Origin of the sequence: Streptomyces sp. NPDC059373, assembly GCF_042751495.1 — a bacterium.
Taxonomy (GTDB): domain Bacteria; phylum Actinomycetota; class Actinomycetes; order Streptomycetales; family Streptomycetaceae; genus Actinacidiphila.
This window is the reverse complement of sequence record NZ_JBHYXC010000014.1, coordinates 51764-71748: the sequence shown is the minus strand read 5'-3', so window position 1 is coordinate 71748 and position 19985 is coordinate 51764. Positions and strand designations below refer to the sequence as shown.

Genomic DNA, 19985 nt, shown 5'->3' with positions numbered 1-19985 from the left:
AGCCAGGGCAGGCCGGGGGCCAGCGAGCAGGCGAGCGATCCGGCGGTGAACAGGGCCAGGCCGGCCTGGAACACGCGGCGGGCGGGGGGTGGGGTGGGTGTACGTGGCGGGGTCAGGCTGTCGCGTCGGGCCTGACGACGGTGTCGACGAAGTCGCCGATGGCCCCGAGCGTGCGTCCCATCTGCTCGATGTGCGGGAAGTGCCCGGCGTCGGGGATCGGGGCGAAGTGGCCGTCGGGGAACGAGTCGGCGTAGCCGCGGCCGTACTTCAGGGGCGCGATGCCGTCCTGCTCGCCCCACACGACCAGCACCGGCACGGTGACCCGGTGCAGGCGGCCGCGCAGCTTCGGGTCGTACGTGAACCCCTTGCCCCCGTACACCGCCAGCGTCCGCTGGTTGGCGGCCGCGGCGGCCCGCTGTTCGTCGCTGAACGAGGCGAAGTCGGGGCGGAACGCCGGATTGGCGAAGGACAGTTGGCTCACGTCGGCCGGGGGCATGGTGCGCGGGTCGACGATCCGGTTCTCCTTCATGTGGGCGTGGATGCCGACCGCGTTGACCAGGACCAGCGCGCCGATCCGACCGTGGTTGTCGCGCAGGGCCATCTCGGCGGCGATCCAGCCGCCCACGGAGTTGCCGATCACCATGACGCCCTTCAGGTCCAGGGTGTCGAGCAGATCGAGGTACGCGACAGCCAGGTCGGCGACGGAGTCGAACCGCTCCGGGCGGTGCGTGCCGTCGAAGCCGGGGTGGGTCGGCGTGACGACGTACACGTGCTCGGAGAGCGCGGCCGAGATCCCGGCCATCGTGCGGGGGCCGGCGCCGCCGTGCAGCATCAGCACGCCGGTGCCCTCGGAGTTCTCGCCGTACTCGTCGATGGTGACGGACAGGCCGCCGGTCAAGCCGACCGTCCGGGAGACGGGGGCGGGGGTGGAGTCGGGAGTGCGAGCGGCCATGGTGGGTCCTTGTCATCGAGTTCCTGAGAGCTGACTCTCATGACTATAGGGAGCCCGCACTTCTTCACGCAAGTGAACTCTCATAACGACCGTGAACTTTCTTTGCGCCTGGGCGAACGCGGGCACTTCAGCGGGCAGCACGACGGCGGCGGTGTCGGCCTGAGGGTGGGGTGAGGGTGGGGTGAGGGTGGGTGCGGTTACCGGTCGGCGGGCCGGGCGGTCGCTCGTACGCTCCTACGCAGCGCGTCCAAGTTCGACTCGGCGGCGGTGTCCGGCTCGGCGGTGTACGTGACGATGCGGAAGTCGAGGCCGGCGACCACGGGGTGCGCGACGGTCTTGCGGTCACCGCTCAGGGCTCCGGCGGAGCCGTTGGACCACAGGCGGGCGAAGCGCGGGTTGGCACGGATCATGTGGTCGATCAGCGCGGCCAGGCGCCCGCGGCGGGGTAGGCGGCGGCGGTGACACGCAGGTCGGCGACGAGCGCCTCCTCCTCGGCGCGGTCGCCCAGTTGTGAACGTACAGGCCACGCCGCGATCGACTCCGGCCTGCGCCCGCCGACCGACCGGAACATCCCGGTGTCGAGCCCGGCGGCCAGCCCCGTTTCCAGCGGCGAGACGCACTCGCGCCAGCCGCGCAAGGCGATGCCGAAGCTGCGCGCCCCCGACCCACCCGCGACCGGGCCGCGCACCCGGTGCAGGCGGCCCCAGCCGCTACGCGGCCAGCCGCAGGGCGTGGAGGGCGAGTTGGGCGCGGAAGCGGTCGCGGGGGTCGGTGAGGTGCCAGCCGAGGGCGGATTCGACCTGGGCGAGACGGACGGCGACGGTGCTGTGGTGGAGGTGGAGCTCGGCGGCGGCCTGCCGGAGCGTACCGGTGCGGCAGAAGGCGGCGAGGGCGGCGAGGGCGGAGTCACCGGCCTTGCCGTCGGCCAGGGCCCGGAGGGCGCGGACGTCGGGCTGGGCGCGGAGCCGTTCGACGGGGATCTCGGCCAGCAGTGCCACCGGCCCGAGGTCGTCGTGGTCGATGACGGCCTCCTCGGGCACCCCGGCGGCGGCGAACCGCAGGGCGAGCCGGGCCTGCGCCCACGAGGCCCCCGCGTGAAGTGGTTCGACGCTGCCGCCGACCCCGATCCGTACGCCCTCGGCGAGCTGTGCGCCGTGCCGGCCGATCACGGCCCGCAGCTCGCCGGCCGGCGACTCCGCACCCGGCACCAGGGCCACGACCAGGGGCCCGACGCTGGCCACCCGCACACCGGGCGACAGCTCGCGGCGGCCGAGCGTGGCGACGGCCGCCATGCCGGCGACGGCCAGGACCCGCAGGGGCCGGCCGGGGTCGAGGCCCAGCAGCCGGAGGGCCCGGGCGCGGTCCTCGACCGCCTCGCGTTCCGACAGGACCAGTTCCAGCAGCGCCGGGTCGGCCACATGCGGCGCCCGTATGTCCTGGCCACGGCCGGCCAGCACGCCGGCGGCGATGGCCATCCACTCCAGTACGAGGTCGTCGAAGGGCCCGGGCTCGCCCTCCCGCTCCAGCCAGACCCGGCCGCCCGGCGCGAACTCCACGCCGTCCGGCCGGTCCCCCGCGGGCGGCGCGGCGCCGGTCGGGCCGAACCTCACGACCCGGCCGTCCAGCTCGAGCCCGGCGGGGCATTCGGCGAGGCCGGCCGTGGACCGTACGAGCGACTCCGCGTCCAGGCGGCCGGTCAGCAGCGCCTCGAAGTGGGCGATCACCCGCAGCGCGGCGGCCGCGTCGGCGTCGAGCGCCGAGAGCCGCAGCAGCAGTCCTTTCATGGTGCCGAGTGTAGGAGTGGTCAGGGGCAGAGCCATACGGTCCGGTCAGCCGGCGTGGGTGGAGAACAGCCCGCCGGTGGGGCCCTGCTTGTCGCCGCCCTGGGCCTTCTTGAGGGCGTTGGCGAGTCCCTCGATCGTCATGGACTGGAGGATGACGCGGCCGTTGCCCTCCAGGGTGGCCAGTGACAGGCCCTCGCCGCCGAAGACGGCGTTCATGAGGCCCTGGCGGTTGAGGCCGCCGATGCGCTGGACTCCGTACTGGATGCCCTCCTCGAAGGCGACGATGCAGCCGGTGTCGACCTCGATGCGGCCGCCGAAGTCGGCGGGGTTGAGGTCGATGAAGTTGCCCGCGCCGGCGATGATGACGGTGCCGCGACCGGTGAACTTCTCAAGGATGAACCCCTCGCCGCCGCTCATGCCCTGCCGGCCGCCCTGGAAGGCGATGCCGAAGTCCACGGTCGACTCGGCGGCGACGAAGGCGTCCTTCTCCGCGAACCAGGCCCGCGCCCCGTCCAGCTCCAGCGCCCGCATCTCGCCGGGCAGCACGCCCGCGAAACCGACGGTGCCCTCGCCGCCGGTGGAGGTGAAGTACTGGAAGGCGATGCTCTCGCCGGCCAGCACCCGCTGGCCGACCTGCATCGCGGTGCCCATCGCCTGACGCAGCATGCCGCCCATGCCCCCGCCGGCGCCTCCGCCGCCCTGGCCCGGCTGCCCGCCGGACCCGCCGCTGCCCAGCCGGGTGTCCATCGTCACGTTCGACGTCTTGAACAGGAACTTTCCGGCCTCGCAGTAGACGGTCTGGCCGGGCTCCAGGGTGCACACGGCCATCTGCATGGCATTGCCGACGATTTGTTGCTTCAGGGTCATGCCGCTCCAACGACCGACGGGGAGGATTCGGTTCCGCCCGGCCCCGGGGTGTGACCAGCCCGTGCCCGTACGGCTCCGGCAGCGGCCGCACGGCCCGCGTGAGGAACCACCGCGGGCCGTGCGGATCTTCGGCCTAGGCCAGTTCCTCCCAGCGGGCGGCGAGGCGGGCCGCGCCGTCGGGGGTGAGGGAGCCGTACAGGCGGAGGCGGGCGATGCCGCCGTCGGGGAAGGTGTCGACGCGGATGTGGGTGGCGGCGGGGGCGTCGACGACGAAGCGGTGGACGGTGTCGGGCTGCAACCGCGTGCGCGGCAGGATCTCGAACCACTCCCCCGTCTCGCCGTCGCGGCCGGAGAGGGCGGCCCAGCCCGCCGCGTTGCCCTTGTAGTAGCCGGTGTCGATCTCGACGGCGCGGATCACGCCCTGCTCGGCGAGGCGGTAGCGGACCCAGTCGTTGCCCTTGTCGCGGCGGCGGCGGGTCTCCCAGCCGTCGCCCATCCGGCGGGACTTGCCCGGCAGGATCGGGTTGACCGGCGAGGAGAAGAAGCGGTCGGACACGTCCTCCGCCGCGCCGCCGCTCTCCAGCGCGACGAGGTCGAAGGTGCCGAGCGCGGCCAGCCAGGCCGGGTCGGGCACGACCTCGCCGTGCACGCGCAGCCGGGCGATGCCGCCGTCCGGGAACTGCTTGAGGCGCAGGTGGGTGAAGCGGCGGGCGGTGCTGACCTCGAAGCCGTTGGAGGCGTGGCCGCCGATGGCCGTACGCGGCACGATCTCGGTCCAGTCGGCGCCGGCCACTTCCTCCGGGGAGGCGGACAGCGGAGCGGACGTGGCCTCGACGGCGACCTGCTGCGGGTAGTTGCCCCGGAAGTGGGCGGTGTCGACGACGATGCCCCGGATGACGCCGGGCGCGGCGAGCCGGATCAGGGCCCAGTCGTGCTCGGCGTCGACCGGGTGCGGGGTGTCGGTGTCGGCGCCCCGGCGGCGGCGGGTCTCCCAGCCGTCCATGATCTGGCCCTTGTGGCCGAAGTACTCCGGCCGGAACTCGGCCCGCTCATGGACGAGCAGGTTCTCGCGCTCGGCGAAGAACTCGTCGTTGGCCGCGATGACCCCGGCGCCGAGGCGCCGGTCGGCCAGGTCCACGAGGTCGGTGAAGGGAAGCTCCGCGCTGCGGTAGTCCGCGTACGGGTCCCCTCCGGGGTAGGGCTGGGCGTCGCCGGTGAAGCGGGCGATCTGGGTCACCTGGTCTCCCTTTCGATCAACTGGCCGGAGGGGTAGGTCGGGGTGCCGTGGTCGGCGATCTGCTGCCCGCGCAGCCAGGTGGCGCGTACGACGCCCTGCAGGGTGCGGCCCGCGTAGGCGGTGACCCGGTTGCGGTGGTGCAGCTCGGCGGGGTCCACGGTGAAGGTCTCGTCGGGGGCGAGGACGGCGAAGTCGGCGTCGTACCCGGGCGCGATGGCGCCCTTGGTGCCGGTGAGCCCGGCGAGGGCGGCCGGGGCCTGGGCCATCCAGCGCACCACGTCGTCCAGGGTGCGGCCTCGGCGGCGGGCCTCGGTCCAGATGGCCGGCAGGCCGAGCTGGAGGGAGGAGATGCCGCCCCAGGCCTGGCCGAAGTCACCGGTGTCGAAGTGCTTGAGGTCGGCGGTGGACGGCGAGTGGTCGGAGACCACGCAGTCGATCGTGCCGTCGATCAGCCCCTGCCACAGCGCGTCCTGGTTGACGGCCTCGCGGATCGGCGGGCAGCACTTGAACTCCGTCGCGCCGTCCGGGACCTCCTCCGCCGTGAGCGTCAGGTAGTGCGGGCAGCTCTCCACCGTGAGCCGTACGCCCTCGCGCTTGGCGGCGGCGATCAGCGGCAGCGCCTCGGCGGAGGACAGGTGCAGTACGTGCACCCGGCAGTCCAGTCGCTTGGCGAGCGCGATCAGCCCGTCGATGGCGGTGTTCTCGGCGTCCCGGGGGCGGGAGGCGAGGAAGTCGGCGTACCTGCGGCCCTCGGGCTGGGGGGCGCCGTCGATGAGGTGCGGGTCCTCGGCGTGCACGATGAGCAGGCCGTCGAAGCGGGCGATCTCCGTCATCGCCTCCTCCAGCTCGGGTGGGCTGAGCTGCGGGAACTCGTCGACGCCGGAGTGCAGCAGGAAGCACTTGAAGCCGAAGACCCCGGCGTCGTGCAGCGGCTTCAGGTCCTTGACGTTGCCGGGCACCGCCCCGCCCCAGAAGCCGACGTCGATGTGGACCTTGCCGCGTGCGGTGTCCCGCTTGATGTCCAGGTGCTCGGTGGTGGTGGTCGGCGGAATGCTGTTGAGCGGCATGTCGATCAGCGTCGTGACGCCGCCGGCCGCCGCCGCGCGGGTGGCGGTCTCGAAGCCCTCCCACTCGGTGCGACCCGGGTCGTTGATGTGGACGTGGGTGTCGACCAGGCCGGGCAGCAGCGCGTCGTGACCCAGCTCCACGAGCCGCGCACCGGCCGGGACCTCGGTCTCGTACGGCCATACGGCGCTGATCCTGCCCCCGGTGACCGCGACCGCCGCCGGGCGCGTCCCCTCCGGCGTGACGACCCGGGTCGAGCGCAGGACGGTGTCGACTGCGTCGGGCATGCGCGGCCTCCTTCTTTTCAACGTTCTGTTGAATTTGCCGTAGGGCACGATGCCCCGTCAAGGCCACTTGGCTGATTCCACCAGGCGAAATACGATTTTCGCAACACCTGCCGTAGGTACCTCCCACAGCAGGGCACTCAACGGAGATCGCGGAGCGCGTTGCGGCCGGTAGGCTGCCCGCCTACCACCATCCGCCTGGAAAGGAACGCATGTGTCGTCAGACCGCGCCGGGGGCGTGCAGTCCCTTGAACGCGCCTTCGACCTGCTGGAGCGGATGGCCGACGCCGGCGGCGAGGTCGGCCTGAGCGAGCTGTCCACCAGCAGTGGCCTGCCCCTGCCCACCATCCACCGCCTGATGCGGACCCTGGTCGACTGCGGTTACGTACGCCAGCAGGCCAACCGCCGCTACGCCCTCGGCCCGCGCCTCATCCGGCTCGGCGAGAGTGCCGCCCGGCTGCTCGGCACCTGGGCCCGGCCCTACCTCGCGGAACTGGTCGAGGCGACCGGCGAGACGGCGAACATGGCACTGCTCGACGGCGACGAGGTGGTCTACGTCGCCCAGGTGCCCTCGCGGCACTCCATGCGGATGTTCACCGAGGTCGGGCGGCGCGTGCTGCCGCACTCGACCGGCGTCGGCAAGGCGCTGCTCGCGCACGTCCCGCCGCAGGAGGTACGGGCGCTGCTCGCCCGCACCGGGATGCCCGCCGCGACCGAGAAGACGATCACCGAGCCCGACACCTTCCTGGCGGAGCTGGAGCGGATCCGCAGCTTGGGCTACGCCCTCGACGACAACGAGCAGGAGATAGGGGTCCGCTGCCTCGCGGTGACCGTGCCGGACTCGCCGACAGCCGCCGCGATCTCCATCTCCGGACCGGCCGGCCGGGTCACCGAGGCCGCGACCGACAAGATCGTGCCCATCCTCCAGAACGTGGCGAGGCAGCTCTCGGTGGCCCTGGCCAGCAACGGCGCTGCCTGACGGCTGGGGGAACGCCGCCCTGCCCGCATCCCGGCAACGCCCCGACGGCGTCCTCCCCCGCGTCCCCGACTCCGGGGAGGACGCCCTGGACCCGGACGGCCCTAGGCCCTGTCGTCAAAATCCCGCCTGTCCCGCGACACCTGGCACGGCGCCTCGCTGCGTTGTCGAATCGCCCGAGTAGCCCACGAGGGCGAATCTCCGCCTTGCGATGCACCGCGCCAGACGCCGCGGGACCCGCCCTCCGGGCGGCCGGCGCCATTTCGACGACAGGGCCTAGTCCTCACTCAGCGGCGGCCCCCCGAAGAGTTCGATCGCGCGACGGACCTCGGTGAGCGCGCTCCCCAGCGCGCTCACGGAGCCGAGCGCGCCGGCGATGACCAGGAGCGAGCGCCGCAGCCGCTCGTTCTCCGGGGCGCCGGCGGCCGCTTCCGCCGCCAGTACGACGAGTTCCTGTTCGGCGATGCCCCGGTCCGGTAACTCCGCCCGGTACCCGGCGAGTTCACGGTTGAGCCGGGCCACGGAGGCGCGCAGCGCCTCGACTCTCGGGTCCACGCTCCCCCCGTCGTAAAGCGCAGCACTCACGCCGCCCCGGTCCTTCACCACAGAATATTCCCCACAGCTATGCCCCCTGCAATTCGCACAACCGTCTGACTCCCTCGCGGAACGCGGGGAGGACAGTAAACGCGACACACAGCACGGCTCGCTATACAGAGAGCGAAATCCGTTTCAACTTCCTTGGCCAAAGGTCGGGTTGGCGACGGTCAGGCGGGTAATCGACGCATTCCCCACCGGCTCGTCCGGCGGCACCCCTTCGACCAGACGACACAGTGTCAGCACGACCGCGTCATGGACGACGAAGAGCACCACACGCCGCTCGTCGAGCCCGCCCAGCACCCGCCCCACCCGCAGTGCCACCTCGGCCGGCCGTTCACCGCTCACCACATCACGGTCCCGCAGCCCCTCCTCGTACTCGACAGCCGGCAGCGCCCGGCCCGCCCGCGCGAACTCCGTGGCGGCGATACGGACCGTCTCGCGGCACCGCCGGTACGGCGAGCAGAGCACCCGCTCGACGGGATCCAGGCCCAGCAGCTCACGCCCGAGCCGCACGCACTGCTCGCGGCCGCGCGGGGTGAGGGGGATGCCGGCGTCGTCGCGGCGCCCGTCGAGGACGGACTCGAGAACAGCCGGGTCGGCGTTGGCGGCGCTCTCACCGTGGCGCACGGCGAGGAGAACGGTCATATCCGCAGCATTCCCTGGTATGCAGGGAGCATGACCGAACATATCGCCGGGCTTCTGCTGGCGGCCGGCGGCGGCCGGCGCCTCGGCAGGCGGCCCAAGGCGCTGCTGGAGTACGACGGCCGGCCGCTGGTCGAGCACGCGGCGCGCGTTCTGCGCGAGGGCGGCTGCGGGCCCGTGCACATCGTGCTGGGCGCGGCGGCCGAGGACGTACGCGCACGGGCGGACCTCAGCGGCTGCACGGTGACCGTCAACCCGGACTGGGCCGAGGGGATGGGGTCCTCGCTGCGGGCCGGCCTGGAGTCCCTGGCCGGCAGCGGCAGTGGCGCCCGGGCGGTCGTCGTGGCCCTGGTCGACCAGCCGGGGATCGGCGCGGCGGCGGTGGCGCGGGTGGCGGCCGCCTTTCGGTCGCCGGCGAGCCTGGCGGCAGCCGCGTACGACGGGAGGCGGGGGCATCCGGTACTCCTCGGCGCGGAGCACTGGCGGGGCGTGGCGGCGCATGCGGTGGGCGACCAGGGGGCACGCGTTTATCTGAAGCAGCACGAGCCGGAGATCAGGCTCGTCGAGTGCGGAGACGTCGCCGATCCGGCCGATATCGACACCCCGGACGACCTGCGGCTTCTACGGACCACCGGCGAGACCCGTGCACCCCGTGCCACAAAATATTGAACTTCCGCAATGCAGAAATTATGCTCCACGCAGCAGAAACACCCCGGACCTCGGCACTCAGTGCCAGGTCTCCAGGCAAGGAGAGTCAGCCTCATGTCAGCCGTCGTCGCGGACACCGCACCCCCTGTCGAACGCGCGGAGGAGGTGCTGACCGACGAGGCGCTGGCCTTCGTCGCCGAGCTCCACCGCCGCTTCGCACCACGCCGGGCCGAGTTGCTCGCCCGCCGCAAGGAGCGCCGCGACGAGATCGCCCGCACCGGCACCCTGGACTTCCTCGCGGACACCGCACATGTCCGCGCGGGAGACTGGCAGGTCGCCGAATCCCCGGCCGCGCTCAACGACCGCCGGGTCGAGATCACCGGCCCCACCGACCGCAAGATGACCATCAACGCCCTCAACTCCGGCGCCAGGATCTGGCTCGCCGACTTCGAGGACGCCTCAGCCCCCACCTGGCAGAACGTCATCGGCGGCCAGGTCAACCTCATCGACGCCTACGAGCGCCGCATCGACTTCACCTCCCCCGAGGGCAAGACCTATGCCCTCCGCCCCGACGCCGAGCTCGCCACCGTCGTCGCCCGCCCCCGCGGCTGGCACCTCGACGAGCGCCACCTCACCGTCGACGGCGAGCCCGTCCCCGGCGGCCTGGTCGACTTCGGCCTGTACTTCTTCCACAACGCGAAGCGGCTGCTCGCCAAGGGCAAGGGCCCGTACTTCTACCTCCCGAAGACCGAGTCGCACCTCGAAGCGCGGCTGTGGAACGACGTGTTCGTCTTCGCCCAGGACTACGTCGGCGTGCCGCAGGGCACCGTCCGCGCCACCGTCCTCATCGAGACGATCACCGCCGCCTTCGAGATGGAGGAGATCCTCTACGAACTCCGCGACCACGCCAGCGGGTTGAACGCCGGCCGCTGGGACTACCTCTTCTCCATCGTCAAGAACTTCCGTGACGCCGGGGAGAAGTTCGTCCTCCCGGACCGCAACGCGGTGACCATGACCGCCCCCTTCATGCGCGCCTACACCGAGCTGCTGGTCCGTACGTGCCACAAGCGCGGCGCCCACGCCATCGGCGGCATGGCCGCCTTCATCCCCTCCCGGCGCGACGCCGACGTCAACGCGGTCGCCTTCGAGAAGGTCAAGGCCGACAAGGACCGCGAGGCCGCCGACGGCTTCGACGGCTCCTGGGTCGCCCACCCCGACCTCGTCCCCATCGCCCGCGCCTCCTTCGACGCCGTCCTCGGCGACCGGCCCAACCAGAAGGACCGCCTCCGCGAGGACGTCCACGTCGAGGCCCACGAGCTGCTCGCCATCGACTCCCTCGAGGCCAGGCCCACGTACGAGGGCCTGCGCAACGCCGTCCAGGTCGGCATCCGCTACATCGAGGCCTGGCTGCGCGGCATGGGCGCCGTCGCCATCTTCAACCTCATGGAGGACGCCGCCACCGCCGAGATCTCCCGCTCCCAGATCTGGCAGTGGATCAACGCCGGCGTCGTCTTCGCCGACAACGGCGACAAGGCGACGGCCGATCTGGTCCGCCGCCTCGCCGCCGACGAACTCGCCGCCATCCGCGCCGAGGTGGGCGACGACGCCTTCGCCGCCGGGAAGTGGCAGCAGGCCCACGACCTGCTGCTCAGGACCGCCCTCGACGAGACGTACGTCGACTTCCTGACGCTGCCCGCATACGAGCAGCTGGTCGGCTGACCCCGACCGTCCTCACCCGCTGGGCGTCGGCAACGGTCCGTCGCCCAGCGGGTGGCAGGGTGGGCATTCCCCTCACGACGACGTGGCCCGCTCGGGCACCGGCACCTGATTGAACGCGTAGTACACGGCCAACACCCCATGCACCGCCAGCGTCAACGGCGCCGACACGAACGCCAGCCCGACAGTCACCGGGTACACGACCGACCCCAGCGCGAACCGCCCCCGGGTCGCCCGCGCCGCGGCGGCGTCCACCCGGTCGTCGAAGAGGTGCCCGCTCTTCGTCAGATGCCACCACAGCAGCTGGAACACCAGCGCATGGAAGACCATGAAGCCGCTGTAGACCGCCGCGGCGACATGCGAGGCATTCGGCTCCGTCAGGTACTCGGCCATGAGCGCCGCCGGCCACGGCAGCGCCGCCACACCCATCAGCAGCACCAGGTTGAGGAAGAGCAGCCGCCGGTCCACATGCGCGATGTAGCCGAACACGGTGTGGTGGTTGACCCACATGATGCCGATGACCAGGAACGTCACCGCATAAGCGGCATACGAGGGCCACTGCTCCCCCAGCGCCGACCACAGCCGGTCCCCCGCACCCTTCGGCACCTTGATCTCCAGGATCAACAGCGTGATCGCGATCGCGAACACCCCGTCGCTGAACGCCTCGACGCGCCCTGACTCATTCATCCGGCCAGTCCACCGTGCACGGCGTCCCACCCGCAACTCACATCGGCTAGCTTCGGGTCCATGAACTCCCCGTGGTGGCGCGGAGCGGCCATCTACCAGATCTATCCGCGCAGCTTCGCGGACGGGAGCGGCGACGGTGTCGGCGATATCGCCGGGATCAGGTCGCGGCTGCCGTATCTGCGGGATCTGGGGGTGGACGCGCTGTGGATCAGCCCGTGGTATCGCTCGCCCATGGCGGACGGCGGCTATGACATCGCGGACTACCGGGACATCGACCCGCTGTTCGGGAGCCTGGCCGAGGCGGAGGCGATGATCGCGGAGGCGCATGGCCACGGGATCCGGGTGCTGGTCGACCTGGTGCCCAACCACTGCTCCGCCCAGCATCCGTGGTTCAGGGCGGCCGTCGCCGCAGGCCCCGGGTCGGCGGAGCGGGAGCTGTTCCACTTCCGGGCGGGGCGCGGTGAGCGGGGTGAGCTGCCGCCGAACGACTGGCAGTCGACGTTCGGCGGGCCGGCCTGGACTCGGGTGGGGGACGGGGAGTGGTATCTGCACCTGTTCGCGCCGGCGCAGCCGGACTGGAACTGGGAACGGCCGCAGGTGCGGGCCGAGTTCGAGTCCATCCTGCGCTTCTGGCTGGACCGGGGCGTCGACGGCTTCCGGATCGACGTCGCCGACCTGCTGGTCAAGGCCGCCGGGCTGCCCGACCGGGCGAGCCTGCCCGCCGGGGCGACGCCGCCGCACTGGGACCAGCCCGGGGTGCACGACGTCTACCGCTCCTGGCGGCGCATCATCGACACGTACGACGGCGAGCGCGCCTTCGTCGGCGAGATCTGGGTCACCGACCCCCGGCGCTTCGCCGCCTACCTGCGCCCCGACGAGCTGCACACCGCCTTCAACTTCGCCTTCCTGCAGTCCCCTTGGGACGCGGGGCGGCTGCGCGCGGTCATCGACCGTACGATCGCCGAGCACGCGCCCGTCGGCGCCCCGGCGACCTGGGTGCTGTCCAACCACGACGTGACCCGGCATGTCACCCGCTACGGCCGCGCCGACACCTCGTACGCCGAGGACGGCCACCGCGTCTTCGGCGTCGACACCGACCTCACCCTCGGCACCCGCCGGGCCCGGGCCGCCGCGCTGCTCACGATGGCCCTGCCGGGCTGTGTGTACGTCTACCAGGGCGACGAGCTCGGCCTGTGGGAGGTCGAGGACATCCCGGCGGAGCTGCGCCAGGACCCCACGTTCGTCCAGTCCGGGGGCGTGGACCTCGGCCGCGACGGCTGCCGCGTCCCGCTCCCCTGGACCGGCGACGAACCGCCCTTCGGCTTCGGGCCGGACGGCACCTGGCTTCCCCAGCCCGAGGCCTGGAAGTCGCACACCGCCGCCGCCCAGACCGGCGACCCCACCTCCATGCTCGAGCTCTACCGCACCGCCCTGCGCCTGCGCCGCACCGCCTCCACCCTCGGCGACGGCCCCCTGACCTGGCTCCCCGCCCCGGACGGCGTGCTCGCCTTCACCCGCGGCTCCGGCTTCACCTACGTCGGCAACCTCTCCCCCGCGCCGGTCCCGCTGCCCGCGTACAACGAGGTCCTGCTCGCCGGCGGCGACCTGGACGGCGACGGCCTGCTGCCGCCCGACACGGCGGTGTGGCTCCGGACGTCCGCGTAGCCCGCCGCGACGGTGCCGTCCATGGCGATCACGGCGTAGGACGGATCGGGTCCAGTGTGTGTCACCCGGGAGGCGCAACACGGCTGGCCGGGCGGCTGAGGGGCGGGGAGGGTGTAACGGACAAGCCGATTTGGCGGGAGCGCGCAGGTGGGGAGAGGCGGCGACGTAGACGACGGCAGCGGGCGCGATGTGGTGCGCTGGTTCGGACTGCTGCCCGTCGTGCTGCTGGTCGGCGGCGGGCTGCTGGACTGGTTCACGTCGCCGGACTTCAGCGCCACCGCCCTGTACTCGGTCGCGCCGATGGTCGCGGCACCGCTGCTGTCGCTGCGCGCGACCGTCCTGACCGGGATCGCCGCCTGCGCCGTCGACGCCGCGCTCCTGGCGCACTTCGGCTTCCTGGGCGACTCCGGCGGCATGACCGAACTGGCCTCCACGGTGGCCATCTCGGTGATGGCGGTGGTCGTCAACCGCCTGCTGCACATCCGCGACCAGCGGGTGCGCTCCGCGCGCAGCATCGCGGCCGCCGTCCAGCGCGCGGTGCTGCCGGAGCCGCCGCAGCGCATCGGCCCGTTCCGGATCGCCGTACGGTACGAAGCCGCCCAGGAGAACGCGCAGATCGGCGGGGATCTGTACGCCGTCCAGGACACCCCCTTCGGGCTGCGGTGCATCATCGGCGACGTACGCGGCAAGGGTCTGGACGCCGTCGAGGCGGTGACCGTCCTGCTCGGGACCTTCCGTGAGGCGGCCGACGAGGAGCCCCGACTGCCCGGGCTCGCCGCCCGCCTGGAGCGCGCGCTGGTCCGTGAGGCCGACCGGCGGGCCGGGCTGGACCGGATGGAGGGCTTCGCCACCGCGCTGCTGGCCGAAGCGCCACCCGGCGCCGACCAGATCCGGCTGCTCAACCACGGCCATCCGGCACCGCTGCTGCTGGCCGGCGACGGCTCCGTACGCCTCGCCGAGCCCTCCCGCGCCATGCTCCCCCTGGGCCTCGGCGGGCTCTTCCACAGCACGGGCCCGGACCCGGTGGACTGCTTTCCCTTCCCGCCGGGCTCAACCCTGCTGCTGCACACCGACGGAGTCACCGAAGCCCGCAACGCCGCCGGCGTCTTCTACGACCCGGGCCCGGCCCTCTCAGGCGGCCACTTCGACGGTCCGGGCGCCCTCCTCGACGCCCTGGTCGCCGGCGTCCACCGGCACACCCGCAGCCGGGGCACCGACGACATGGCGCTGCTGGCCATCAGCCGGAAGTGATCCCGGAGGTCGTCAGGGAGTGCGCAGCGGCTCGCTGACCGGAGCGGGGCTTTCGGCGACGGCGGGCGCCGCCCGGCCCAGGTGGTTGAAGGCGAGGTTGAGGACGACCGCGACCAGGCAGCCGGTGCTGATGCCGGAGTCCAGGATGATGCGCAGGTGCTCGTCGAAGTGGGAGTAGAAGGTGTCGGAGACGACGGGGATGACGCCGACGCCCAGTGACGCGGCGACGATCAGCAGGTTGTTGCCGTCGTCCAGCCCGGCGTCGGCCAGTGTCCTGATGCCGCTCGCGGCGACCGAGCCGAACAGGACGAGGCCCGCGCCGCCCAGCACCGGCTGCGGCACGAGGGCGATGACGGAGGCGAGGGCGGGGCAGAGGCCGAGGAGGACGAGGATGCCGCCGCCGGCCGCGACGACGAAGCGGCTGCGGACCTTGGTGATGGCGACGAGGCCGATGTTCTGGGCGAAGGCGCTGCACGCGAAGCCGTTGAAGAGCGGGCTGACGGCGGAGCCGAGGGCGTCGGCGCGGATGCCGGCGGTGAGGACGGCGGCGTCGGCGGGCTTGTCGACGATCTTGGCCAGCGCCAGGATGTCGGCGGTCGACTCGGTCATGCAGACCAGCATCACCACGCACATCGAGATGATGGCGGCCACCGAGAACTCCGGCGCACCGAAGTGGAACGGCGTGGGGAAGCCGATGATCCCGGCCTGGCCGATCGCGCCGAAGTCGGTCTTGCCGAGCGGTACGGCGACCAGGGTGCCGAGCAGCATCCCGATGAGGATGGCGATCTGCTGGAGGAAGCCGGTGAGCACACGCCGCAGCACCAGGACGATCACCAAAGTGGCGGCGGCCAGCGCGATGTTGGAGGTCGAGGCGTAGCCGGGGTCCTGGGCGTTGCCGCCCTGGGCCCAGTTGATGGCCACCGGGAGCAGCGATATGCCGATCAAAGTGATCACGGAGCCGGTGACGACCGGCGGGAAGAAGCGTATGAGCCGGCAGAAGTACGGGGCCAGGGCGAAGCCCAGCACTCCGGCGACGATCACCGAGCCGTAGATGACCGGCAGGGCGTGGCCGGGGGCGGCGGACTTGGCGATGGCCAGCATGGGGGCGACGCCGGCGAAGGAGACGCCGTTGACGAAGGGCAGGCGGGCGCCGATCTTCCAGATGCCGAGGGTCTGCAGCAGGGTCGCGAGGCCGGCGGTGAACAGGCTCGCGCTCATCAGGAAGGTGATGTCGGCGGTGGACAGGCCGACGCCCGCTCCGACGACGAGCGGCGGGGCGACCACCCCGGCGTACATGGCGGCGACGTGCTGGAGGCCGCTGGTGACGAGCTTTCCGGGCGGGAGTGTCTGGTCTACGGGGTGGGGCTCTACGGGGTGGGGCACGGTGATCCTCCGGTCGGTGACGCGGTGCGGGTTCAAGGAGGTTGCGCGCGAGGGGTGGCGGACAGCGGTGTGCGGCAGCTGGTACTGCTGGTACGACACCGCCCCCGGATTCGGACCGGGGGCGGTGTCTGCCGGGACCTGCGTCAGGGCAGGGACCGGCACCGGTCGGAGGGCCGTCCCTCCCCCGACCGGCTGTGCTTGGGAGGGCTAGGCCAGGCCGGCGATCCGGGCGAGGCGCTGGGCCTCGGCGCGGGTGGAGCGGGCGATGGCGTCCTCGTCGACCGTGGTGAGGCGGCCGGACTCGACGACCGCGCGGCCGTTGACGAGCGAGAGGGTGACCGGGGCCGCGGCGCCGAAGACCAGCGCGGTGACCGGGTCGGCGATGGAGGCGTGGGCGATGGTGTCCAGCTTCCACAGCACCAGGTCGGCGAGCTTGCCCGGCTCGATGGAGCCGATCTGCTGCGAGCGGCCCAGCACCTGCGCGCCGCCGTACGTCCCCAGGCGCAGCGCCTGGCGGGCGTTGAGCGCGGCCTCGCGGTGGGCGCCGAGGCGGTTGATGAGGAGGGCGTTGCGCAGTTCGGTGTGCAGTTCTCCGGACTCGTTGGAGGCGGTGCCGTCGACGCCGAGGCCGACCGGGACGCCGGCGGCGAGCATGTCGGGGACGCGGGCGATGCCGGCGGCGAGGCGGGCGTTGGAGGAGGGGCAGTGGGCGACGCCGGTCTTCGTACGGGCGAAGGCGGCGATGTCGGAGTCGTTCATGTGGACGCAGTGCGCCATCCACACGTCGTCGCCGAGCCAGCCGGTCGACTCGAAGTAGTCGGTCGGGCCCATGCCGAACAGTTCCTTGCAGAACTGCTCCTCCTCCACGGTCTCGCTGCCGTGGGTGTGCAGCCGGACGCCCCTCCGGCGCGCCAGCTCCGCGCCCTGCTTCATCAGCTCGGTGGAGACGGAGAACGGCGAGCAGGGGGCGACCGCGATCTGGGTCATCGAGTCGAAGGAGGCGTCGTGGTGCCGGTCGATCGTCGCCTCGGTGGCGGCGAGGGCGCCCTCCAGCGTCTCGACGGCGAAGTCCGGTGGCAGGCCGCCGTCCGAGGTGCCGCGGTCCATGGAGCCCCGGGCGAGGGTGAAACGTACGCCCATCTCGGAGGCGGCCCGGATGATGGACCCGGACAGGTCGCCCGAACCCCGCGGGAAGACGTAGTGGTGGTCCATGGCGGTGGTGACGCCGCCACGGGCCATCATGCCGAGGGAGCCCTGCGCGGCGGCGTACGTCATCTGCTCGTCGATGCGTGCCCAGGTCGGATAGAGGGTGACCAGCCAGTTGAAGAGGTTGTGGTCGGTGGCCAGGCCGCGGGTGATCCACTGGTAGAAGTGGTGGTGGGTGTTGATCAGGCCGGGGGTCAGCAGATGCCCGGTGCCGTCGACCCTGCGCACGACGCCTTCGAGTCCCGCCGGTGCGGGGCCGGCGCCGACCGACTCGATGCGGTTGCCGGCGACGACGACATACCCGGTGGCGTACTCGGTGTCGTCGGCGTCGACCGTCGCGACCGAACAGTTCTCGATGACAATGCGCTCTGTCGATGCGGATGCAGTCATGATCGGCGCGCCTTTCAGTCCGTGACCGGGATGCGGGCCTCGACGCCGTCGCGCAGGACGGTGCCCTCGATGAGGCCGTAGGGGCGGTCGGCCGCGAAGTAGACCTCGTTGTCGTTCTTGAGGTCGAAGGGGCTCAGGTCCACCAGGAAGTGGTGCTTGTTGGGGAGCGAGAGGCGGACCTCGTCGATCTCGGAGCGGCTGTTGATGACCCGCGAGCCCATCGCGTAGAGGGTCTGCTGCAGAGACAGGGAGTACGTCTCGGAGAAGGCCTCGAGGAGGTGCTTGCGGGCCTGCTCGTACGAGCGCTCCCACTGCGGCGCGCGCTGGTCGTCGTGGGTCCAGTTGAAGCGCCAGCGGGCGTTGACCTCGGTGGCGAGGATCCGGTCGTGGGCTTCCTTGAGGGTCGTGTACTTGTCCTTGACGTAGCCCCAGAACTCGGAGTTGGTGGAGTTCATGACCACCAGCCCGGTGAGACCCGAGATGACCTGCCAGCTCTCGCCGTCGAAGGTGATCTCGCTGATCCGGGTCTCCTGGCCCTTGCGTACGAAGGAGTGCCGGACCTCGTCCGCTCCGATGAAGCGGGAGTTGGCGTCGGAGGCCGGGATCCGCTCCCAGGTGTACTCCTCGATGCGGATGCGGGCCTGCTTGATCGGCTCCTGGCTGGTGACGAAGTGCCGGGCGAGGTGGATGCCGAAGGCCTCCGCCGACTCGATGCCGTGTTCCTTCGCGAAGGCGAAGACGGTGTTCTTGGTGGTGTCGGTCGGCAGGACGTTGGCGTTGCTGCCGGAGTAGTGGACCTCGTCCATGTCGCCGGAGAGGGCGACGGAGACGTTGAGGTCCTTGATGTGGTGGGTCGCGCCGTCGCGGGTGATCTTGACGACGCGGTTTTCCGCCTTGCCGTACTGGTTCTGGCCGAGATACGTGGGCATCGGTGCTAGCTCCCTCGGTATACGGAGTAGCCGAACGGGTTGAGCAGCAGCGGTACGTGATAGTGCTCGCCCGGCTCGACGGCGAAGACGATCGCCACCTCCGGGAAGAAAGCTCCGGCTCCGCTGTCCCTTACGCGGGGGGCGTCCTGCTGTTCCTCGGCTTGCTGGTGGTTGGTGAAGTACGGCTCGGTCTCGAACCGCAGCCGTACGTGTGTGGTGCCCTCCGGCAGCTCCGGCAGGTCCTTGCAGCGCCCGTCGGCGTCGGTCTTGGACGCGCCGTGCGGTGCCCAGGGGGCGTCCGCGCCGCCGCTGCGGACCGCCAGCTCGACGGCCACGGCCTCGGCGGGGCGGCCGATGCTGGTGTCCAGGATGTGCGTGGACACGGACGTCATGACGGGTCCTCCTCGACGAGCCTGGCAAGGCGAATACGGTTGATCTTCCCCAGTTCGGTGCGGACGATCTCGCGTTCGGTGTCCGCGTCGTTGCCGATCCGCTCCTTGAGAGCGGCGAGCATCTCGTCGCCGGTGCGTCCGGTGGCGCAGATCAGGAAGACGTGTCCGTGCCGGTCCTGGTACGCGAGGTTGAGTTCGAGCAGTTCCTCGCGCAGGGATGCCTGCACTCCGCTCTGCTCCCGCGCCGAGGTCGGGTCGCCGGGCCGGGGGCGGCCGATCGGCGGGTGCCCGGCCATCGCCTCGGCGAGGTCGTCGGCGGTCAGCGCCGCCATGGCGGCGTCACCGGCACCGAGGAGTGCGTCGAGGCTGTCGTACGGGCGGCCCGCGGCGACTGCCGCGCCCCATGTCCGGCTGCCGCACACCTCGTGCAGCAGCCGGGCCGCCTCCGGCTCGTCGGCCGAGTTGAACCGGGACAGGCCCGGCGTAGCGCTGGAAGTCACATCCGCAAGCTACGAGCGCCCGACACACCGCGTCAACACTTTGTTGAAAACTTCCGGTTACATTGCGGCCATATGGCTGTCAGTACCCGGATGAGCACCGCCGGCGGCGGGTCACTCCCGCTCCTTGGCCGCATTCTCCCTGTTCAGGTAGTTGTAGACGGTGAAGCGGCTGACGCCGAGGGCCGAGGCGACCGTCTCGACCCCGTGCCGGACCGAGAACGCGCCCCGCTCCTCCAGGATCCGCACCACCGTCTGCTTGTCCTTGCGGTCCAGCTCCGACAGCGCCCTGCCGTGCCGGCGTCGCAGGTCCGCCAGGATGTGCTCCAGCGAGTCCGCGAGGTGCGGCAGCCGTACGGCAACGACCTCCTCGCCTTCCCAGCTGAGCACGACGTCGTCGCCGCGCGCCTCACCGACGGCGACCAGCTCGGCGCCCATGGCGTCGACGAGCGGCTTGACCGCCGCACTGAATGGGTGATCCCCGACCCCGCTCACCGGCCGCCCTCCCCGATAACGTTGACCTGCAGCGAGACCCGCGTGGCCCCGGCGTCCAGGCTCCGCCGCAGCACGTCCCCCACGGCCGCCACCACCTGGTCGACACTGCCCTCGGCGGTGTTGCCGAACGGGCCGACGTCGACCGCGTCCAGGTCCGCCGTCTGCACGACCTCGCGCGCGACGAGCGCGTGCCGTGGGGCCTCGTCCAGGTCGAACGGCTCGGTCGTGAATTCCAATCTCAGTCGCACCATGCCCCCACGGTAGCCGCGCAGGTCGGAGTCGCACCCACCCCCTTGACAACGGCCGCCGGACTCATTCAGTC

22 protein-coding genes are annotated in these 19985 nt (G+C 71.7%); 5 read left to right on the top strand and 17 right to left on the bottom strand.

The window, feature by feature from the left end; translation table 11 throughout:
- Positions 1-112: 112 nt before the first annotated feature.
- From ACFXJ5_RS20455 to allB, 7 genes are all read right to left on the bottom strand, one after another.
- Positions 113-952: an alpha/beta fold hydrolase gene (locus tag ACFXJ5_RS20455; protein ID WP_384632603.1), complete on the bottom strand. Its 840-nt coding sequence runs from the start codon at positions 950-952 to the stop codon at positions 113-115.
- Between the two features lie 197 nt (positions 953-1149).
- Positions 1150-1362, bottom strand: a complete 213-nt coding sequence (locus ACFXJ5_RS20450) for a hypothetical protein (RefSeq protein ID WP_384632601.1) — start codon at positions 1360-1362, stop codon at positions 1150-1152.
- Between the two features lie 8 nt (positions 1363-1370).
- Complete coding sequence (locus ACFXJ5_RS20445) at positions 1371-1640, bottom strand: hypothetical protein (RefSeq protein ID WP_384632598.1); 270 nt, start codon at positions 1638-1640, stop codon at positions 1371-1373.
- Positions 1641-1662: 22 nt separating this feature from the next.
- Complete coding sequence (locus ACFXJ5_RS20440; protein WP_384632596.1) at positions 1663-2736, bottom strand: PucR family transcriptional regulator; 1074 nt, start codon at positions 2734-2736, stop codon at positions 1663-1665.
- A 45-nt stretch (positions 2737-2781) separates the two neighbouring features.
- Positions 2782-3603, bottom strand: coding sequence for an AIM24 family protein (locus tag ACFXJ5_RS20435; protein WP_384632593.1), 822 nt, complete (start codon positions 3601-3603; stop codon positions 2782-2784).
- 133 nt (positions 3604-3736) lie between these two features.
- Positions 3737-4840, bottom strand: coding sequence for an allantoicase (alc, locus tag ACFXJ5_RS20430; protein ID WP_384632590.1), 1104 nt, complete (start codon positions 4838-4840; stop codon positions 3737-3739).
- Positions 4837-6192: an allantoinase AllB gene (allB, locus tag ACFXJ5_RS20425; protein WP_384632587.1), complete on the bottom strand. Its 1356-nt coding sequence runs from the start codon at positions 6190-6192 to the stop codon at positions 4837-4839. Before allB ends, alc begins: the two co-directional genes overlap by 4 nt.
- 211 nt (positions 6193-6403) lie before the next feature.
- On the opposite strand from allB, the gene ACFXJ5_RS20420 reads away from it, so the two are divergent.
- Positions 6404-7168: an IclR family transcriptional regulator gene (locus ACFXJ5_RS20420; RefSeq protein ID WP_384632584.1), complete on the top strand. Its 765-nt coding sequence runs from the start codon at positions 6404-6406 to the stop codon at positions 7166-7168.
- Positions 7169-7441: 273 nt separating this feature from the next.
- Here the strand turns inward: ACFXJ5_RS20420 and ACFXJ5_RS20415 are convergent, their stop codons facing one another.
- Together ACFXJ5_RS20415 and ACFXJ5_RS20410 are read right to left on the bottom strand one after the other, a co-directional pair.
- A complete protein-coding gene (locus ACFXJ5_RS20415; protein WP_384632581.1) occupies positions 7442-7750 on the bottom strand; it encodes a DUF5955 family protein in 309 nt (102 codons plus the stop codon).
- A 144-nt stretch (positions 7751-7894) separates the two neighbouring features.
- Positions 7895-8407, bottom strand: coding sequence for a histidine phosphatase family protein (locus ACFXJ5_RS20410; protein WP_384632578.1), 513 nt, complete (start codon positions 8405-8407; stop codon positions 7895-7897).
- A gap of 30 nt (positions 8408-8437) precedes the next feature.
- Between ACFXJ5_RS20410 and ACFXJ5_RS20405 the strand changes: the two genes are divergently transcribed.
- Together ACFXJ5_RS20405 and aceB are read left to right on the top strand one after the other, a co-directional pair.
- Entirely contained in the window at positions 8438-9073 is a 636-nt protein-coding gene (locus ACFXJ5_RS20405) for an NTP transferase domain-containing protein (RefSeq protein ID WP_384632575.1), read from the top strand.
- Positions 9074-9166: 93 nt separating this feature from the next.
- Entirely contained in the window at positions 9167-10771 is a 1605-nt protein-coding gene (gene aceB / locus ACFXJ5_RS20400; RefSeq protein ID WP_384632572.1) for a malate synthase A, read from the top strand.
- A gap of 72 nt (positions 10772-10843) precedes the next feature.
- Here aceB and ACFXJ5_RS20395 read toward each other — a convergent pair whose 3' ends face one another.
- Complete coding sequence (locus ACFXJ5_RS20395) at positions 10844-11455, bottom strand: TMEM175 family protein (protein ID WP_384632570.1); 612 nt, start codon at positions 11453-11455, stop codon at positions 10844-10846.
- Positions 11456-11515: 60 nt separating this feature from the next.
- On the opposite strand from ACFXJ5_RS20395, the gene ACFXJ5_RS20390 reads away from it, so the two are divergent.
- Together ACFXJ5_RS20390 and ACFXJ5_RS20385 are read left to right on the top strand one after the other, a co-directional pair.
- Positions 11516-13120, top strand: a complete 1605-nt coding sequence (locus tag ACFXJ5_RS20390; protein WP_384632567.1) for a glycoside hydrolase family 13 protein — start codon at positions 11516-11518, stop codon at positions 13118-13120.
- A gap of 147 nt (positions 13121-13267) precedes the next feature.
- The gene (locus ACFXJ5_RS20385) at positions 13268-14371 is read left to right on the top strand and encodes a PP2C family protein-serine/threonine phosphatase (RefSeq protein ID WP_384632564.1); all 1104 of its coding nucleotides are present in this window, start codon (positions 13268-13270) and stop codon (positions 14369-14371) included.
- Between the two features lie 12 nt (positions 14372-14383).
- On the opposite strand, the gene ACFXJ5_RS20380 is transcribed toward ACFXJ5_RS20385, so the two are convergent.
- From ACFXJ5_RS20380 to ACFXJ5_RS20350, 7 genes are all read right to left on the bottom strand, one after another.
- Positions 14384-15754, bottom strand: a complete 1371-nt coding sequence (locus tag ACFXJ5_RS20380) for a nucleobase:cation symporter-2 family protein (RefSeq protein ID WP_384632561.1) — start codon at positions 15752-15754, stop codon at positions 14384-14386.
- Positions 15755-15961: 207 nt separating this feature from the next.
- Positions 15962-17350, bottom strand: coding sequence for an 8-oxoguanine deaminase (locus ACFXJ5_RS20375; RefSeq protein WP_384632558.1), 1389 nt, complete (start codon positions 17348-17350; stop codon positions 15962-15964).
- Positions 17351-17364: 14 nt separating this feature from the next.
- On the bottom strand, positions 17365-18279 hold the full coding sequence (gene pucL / locus ACFXJ5_RS20370) for a factor-independent urate hydroxylase (protein WP_384632555.1): 915 nt from the start codon (positions 18277-18279) through the stop codon (positions 17365-17367).
- Positions 18280-18284: 5 nt separating this feature from the next.
- A complete protein-coding gene (uraH, locus tag ACFXJ5_RS20365) occupies positions 18285-18671 on the bottom strand; it encodes a hydroxyisourate hydrolase (RefSeq protein WP_384632552.1) in 387 nt (128 codons plus the stop codon).
- On the bottom strand, positions 18668-19171 hold the full coding sequence (gene uraD, locus ACFXJ5_RS20360; RefSeq protein ID WP_384632549.1) for a 2-oxo-4-hydroxy-4-carboxy-5-ureidoimidazoline decarboxylase: 504 nt from the start codon (positions 19169-19171) through the stop codon (positions 18668-18670). The genes uraH and uraD overlap by 4 nt, the downstream gene beginning before the upstream one ends.
- Before the next feature lie 111 nt (positions 19172-19282).
- On the bottom strand, positions 19283-19606 hold the full coding sequence (locus tag ACFXJ5_RS20355) for a helix-turn-helix domain-containing protein (RefSeq protein WP_384632860.1): 324 nt from the start codon (positions 19604-19606) through the stop codon (positions 19283-19285).
- 53 nt (positions 19607-19659) lie between these two features.
- Complete coding sequence (locus ACFXJ5_RS20350; RefSeq protein WP_384632857.1) at positions 19660-19911, bottom strand: hypothetical protein; 252 nt, start codon at positions 19909-19911, stop codon at positions 19660-19662.
- Positions 19912-19985 lie beyond the last annotated feature (74 nt).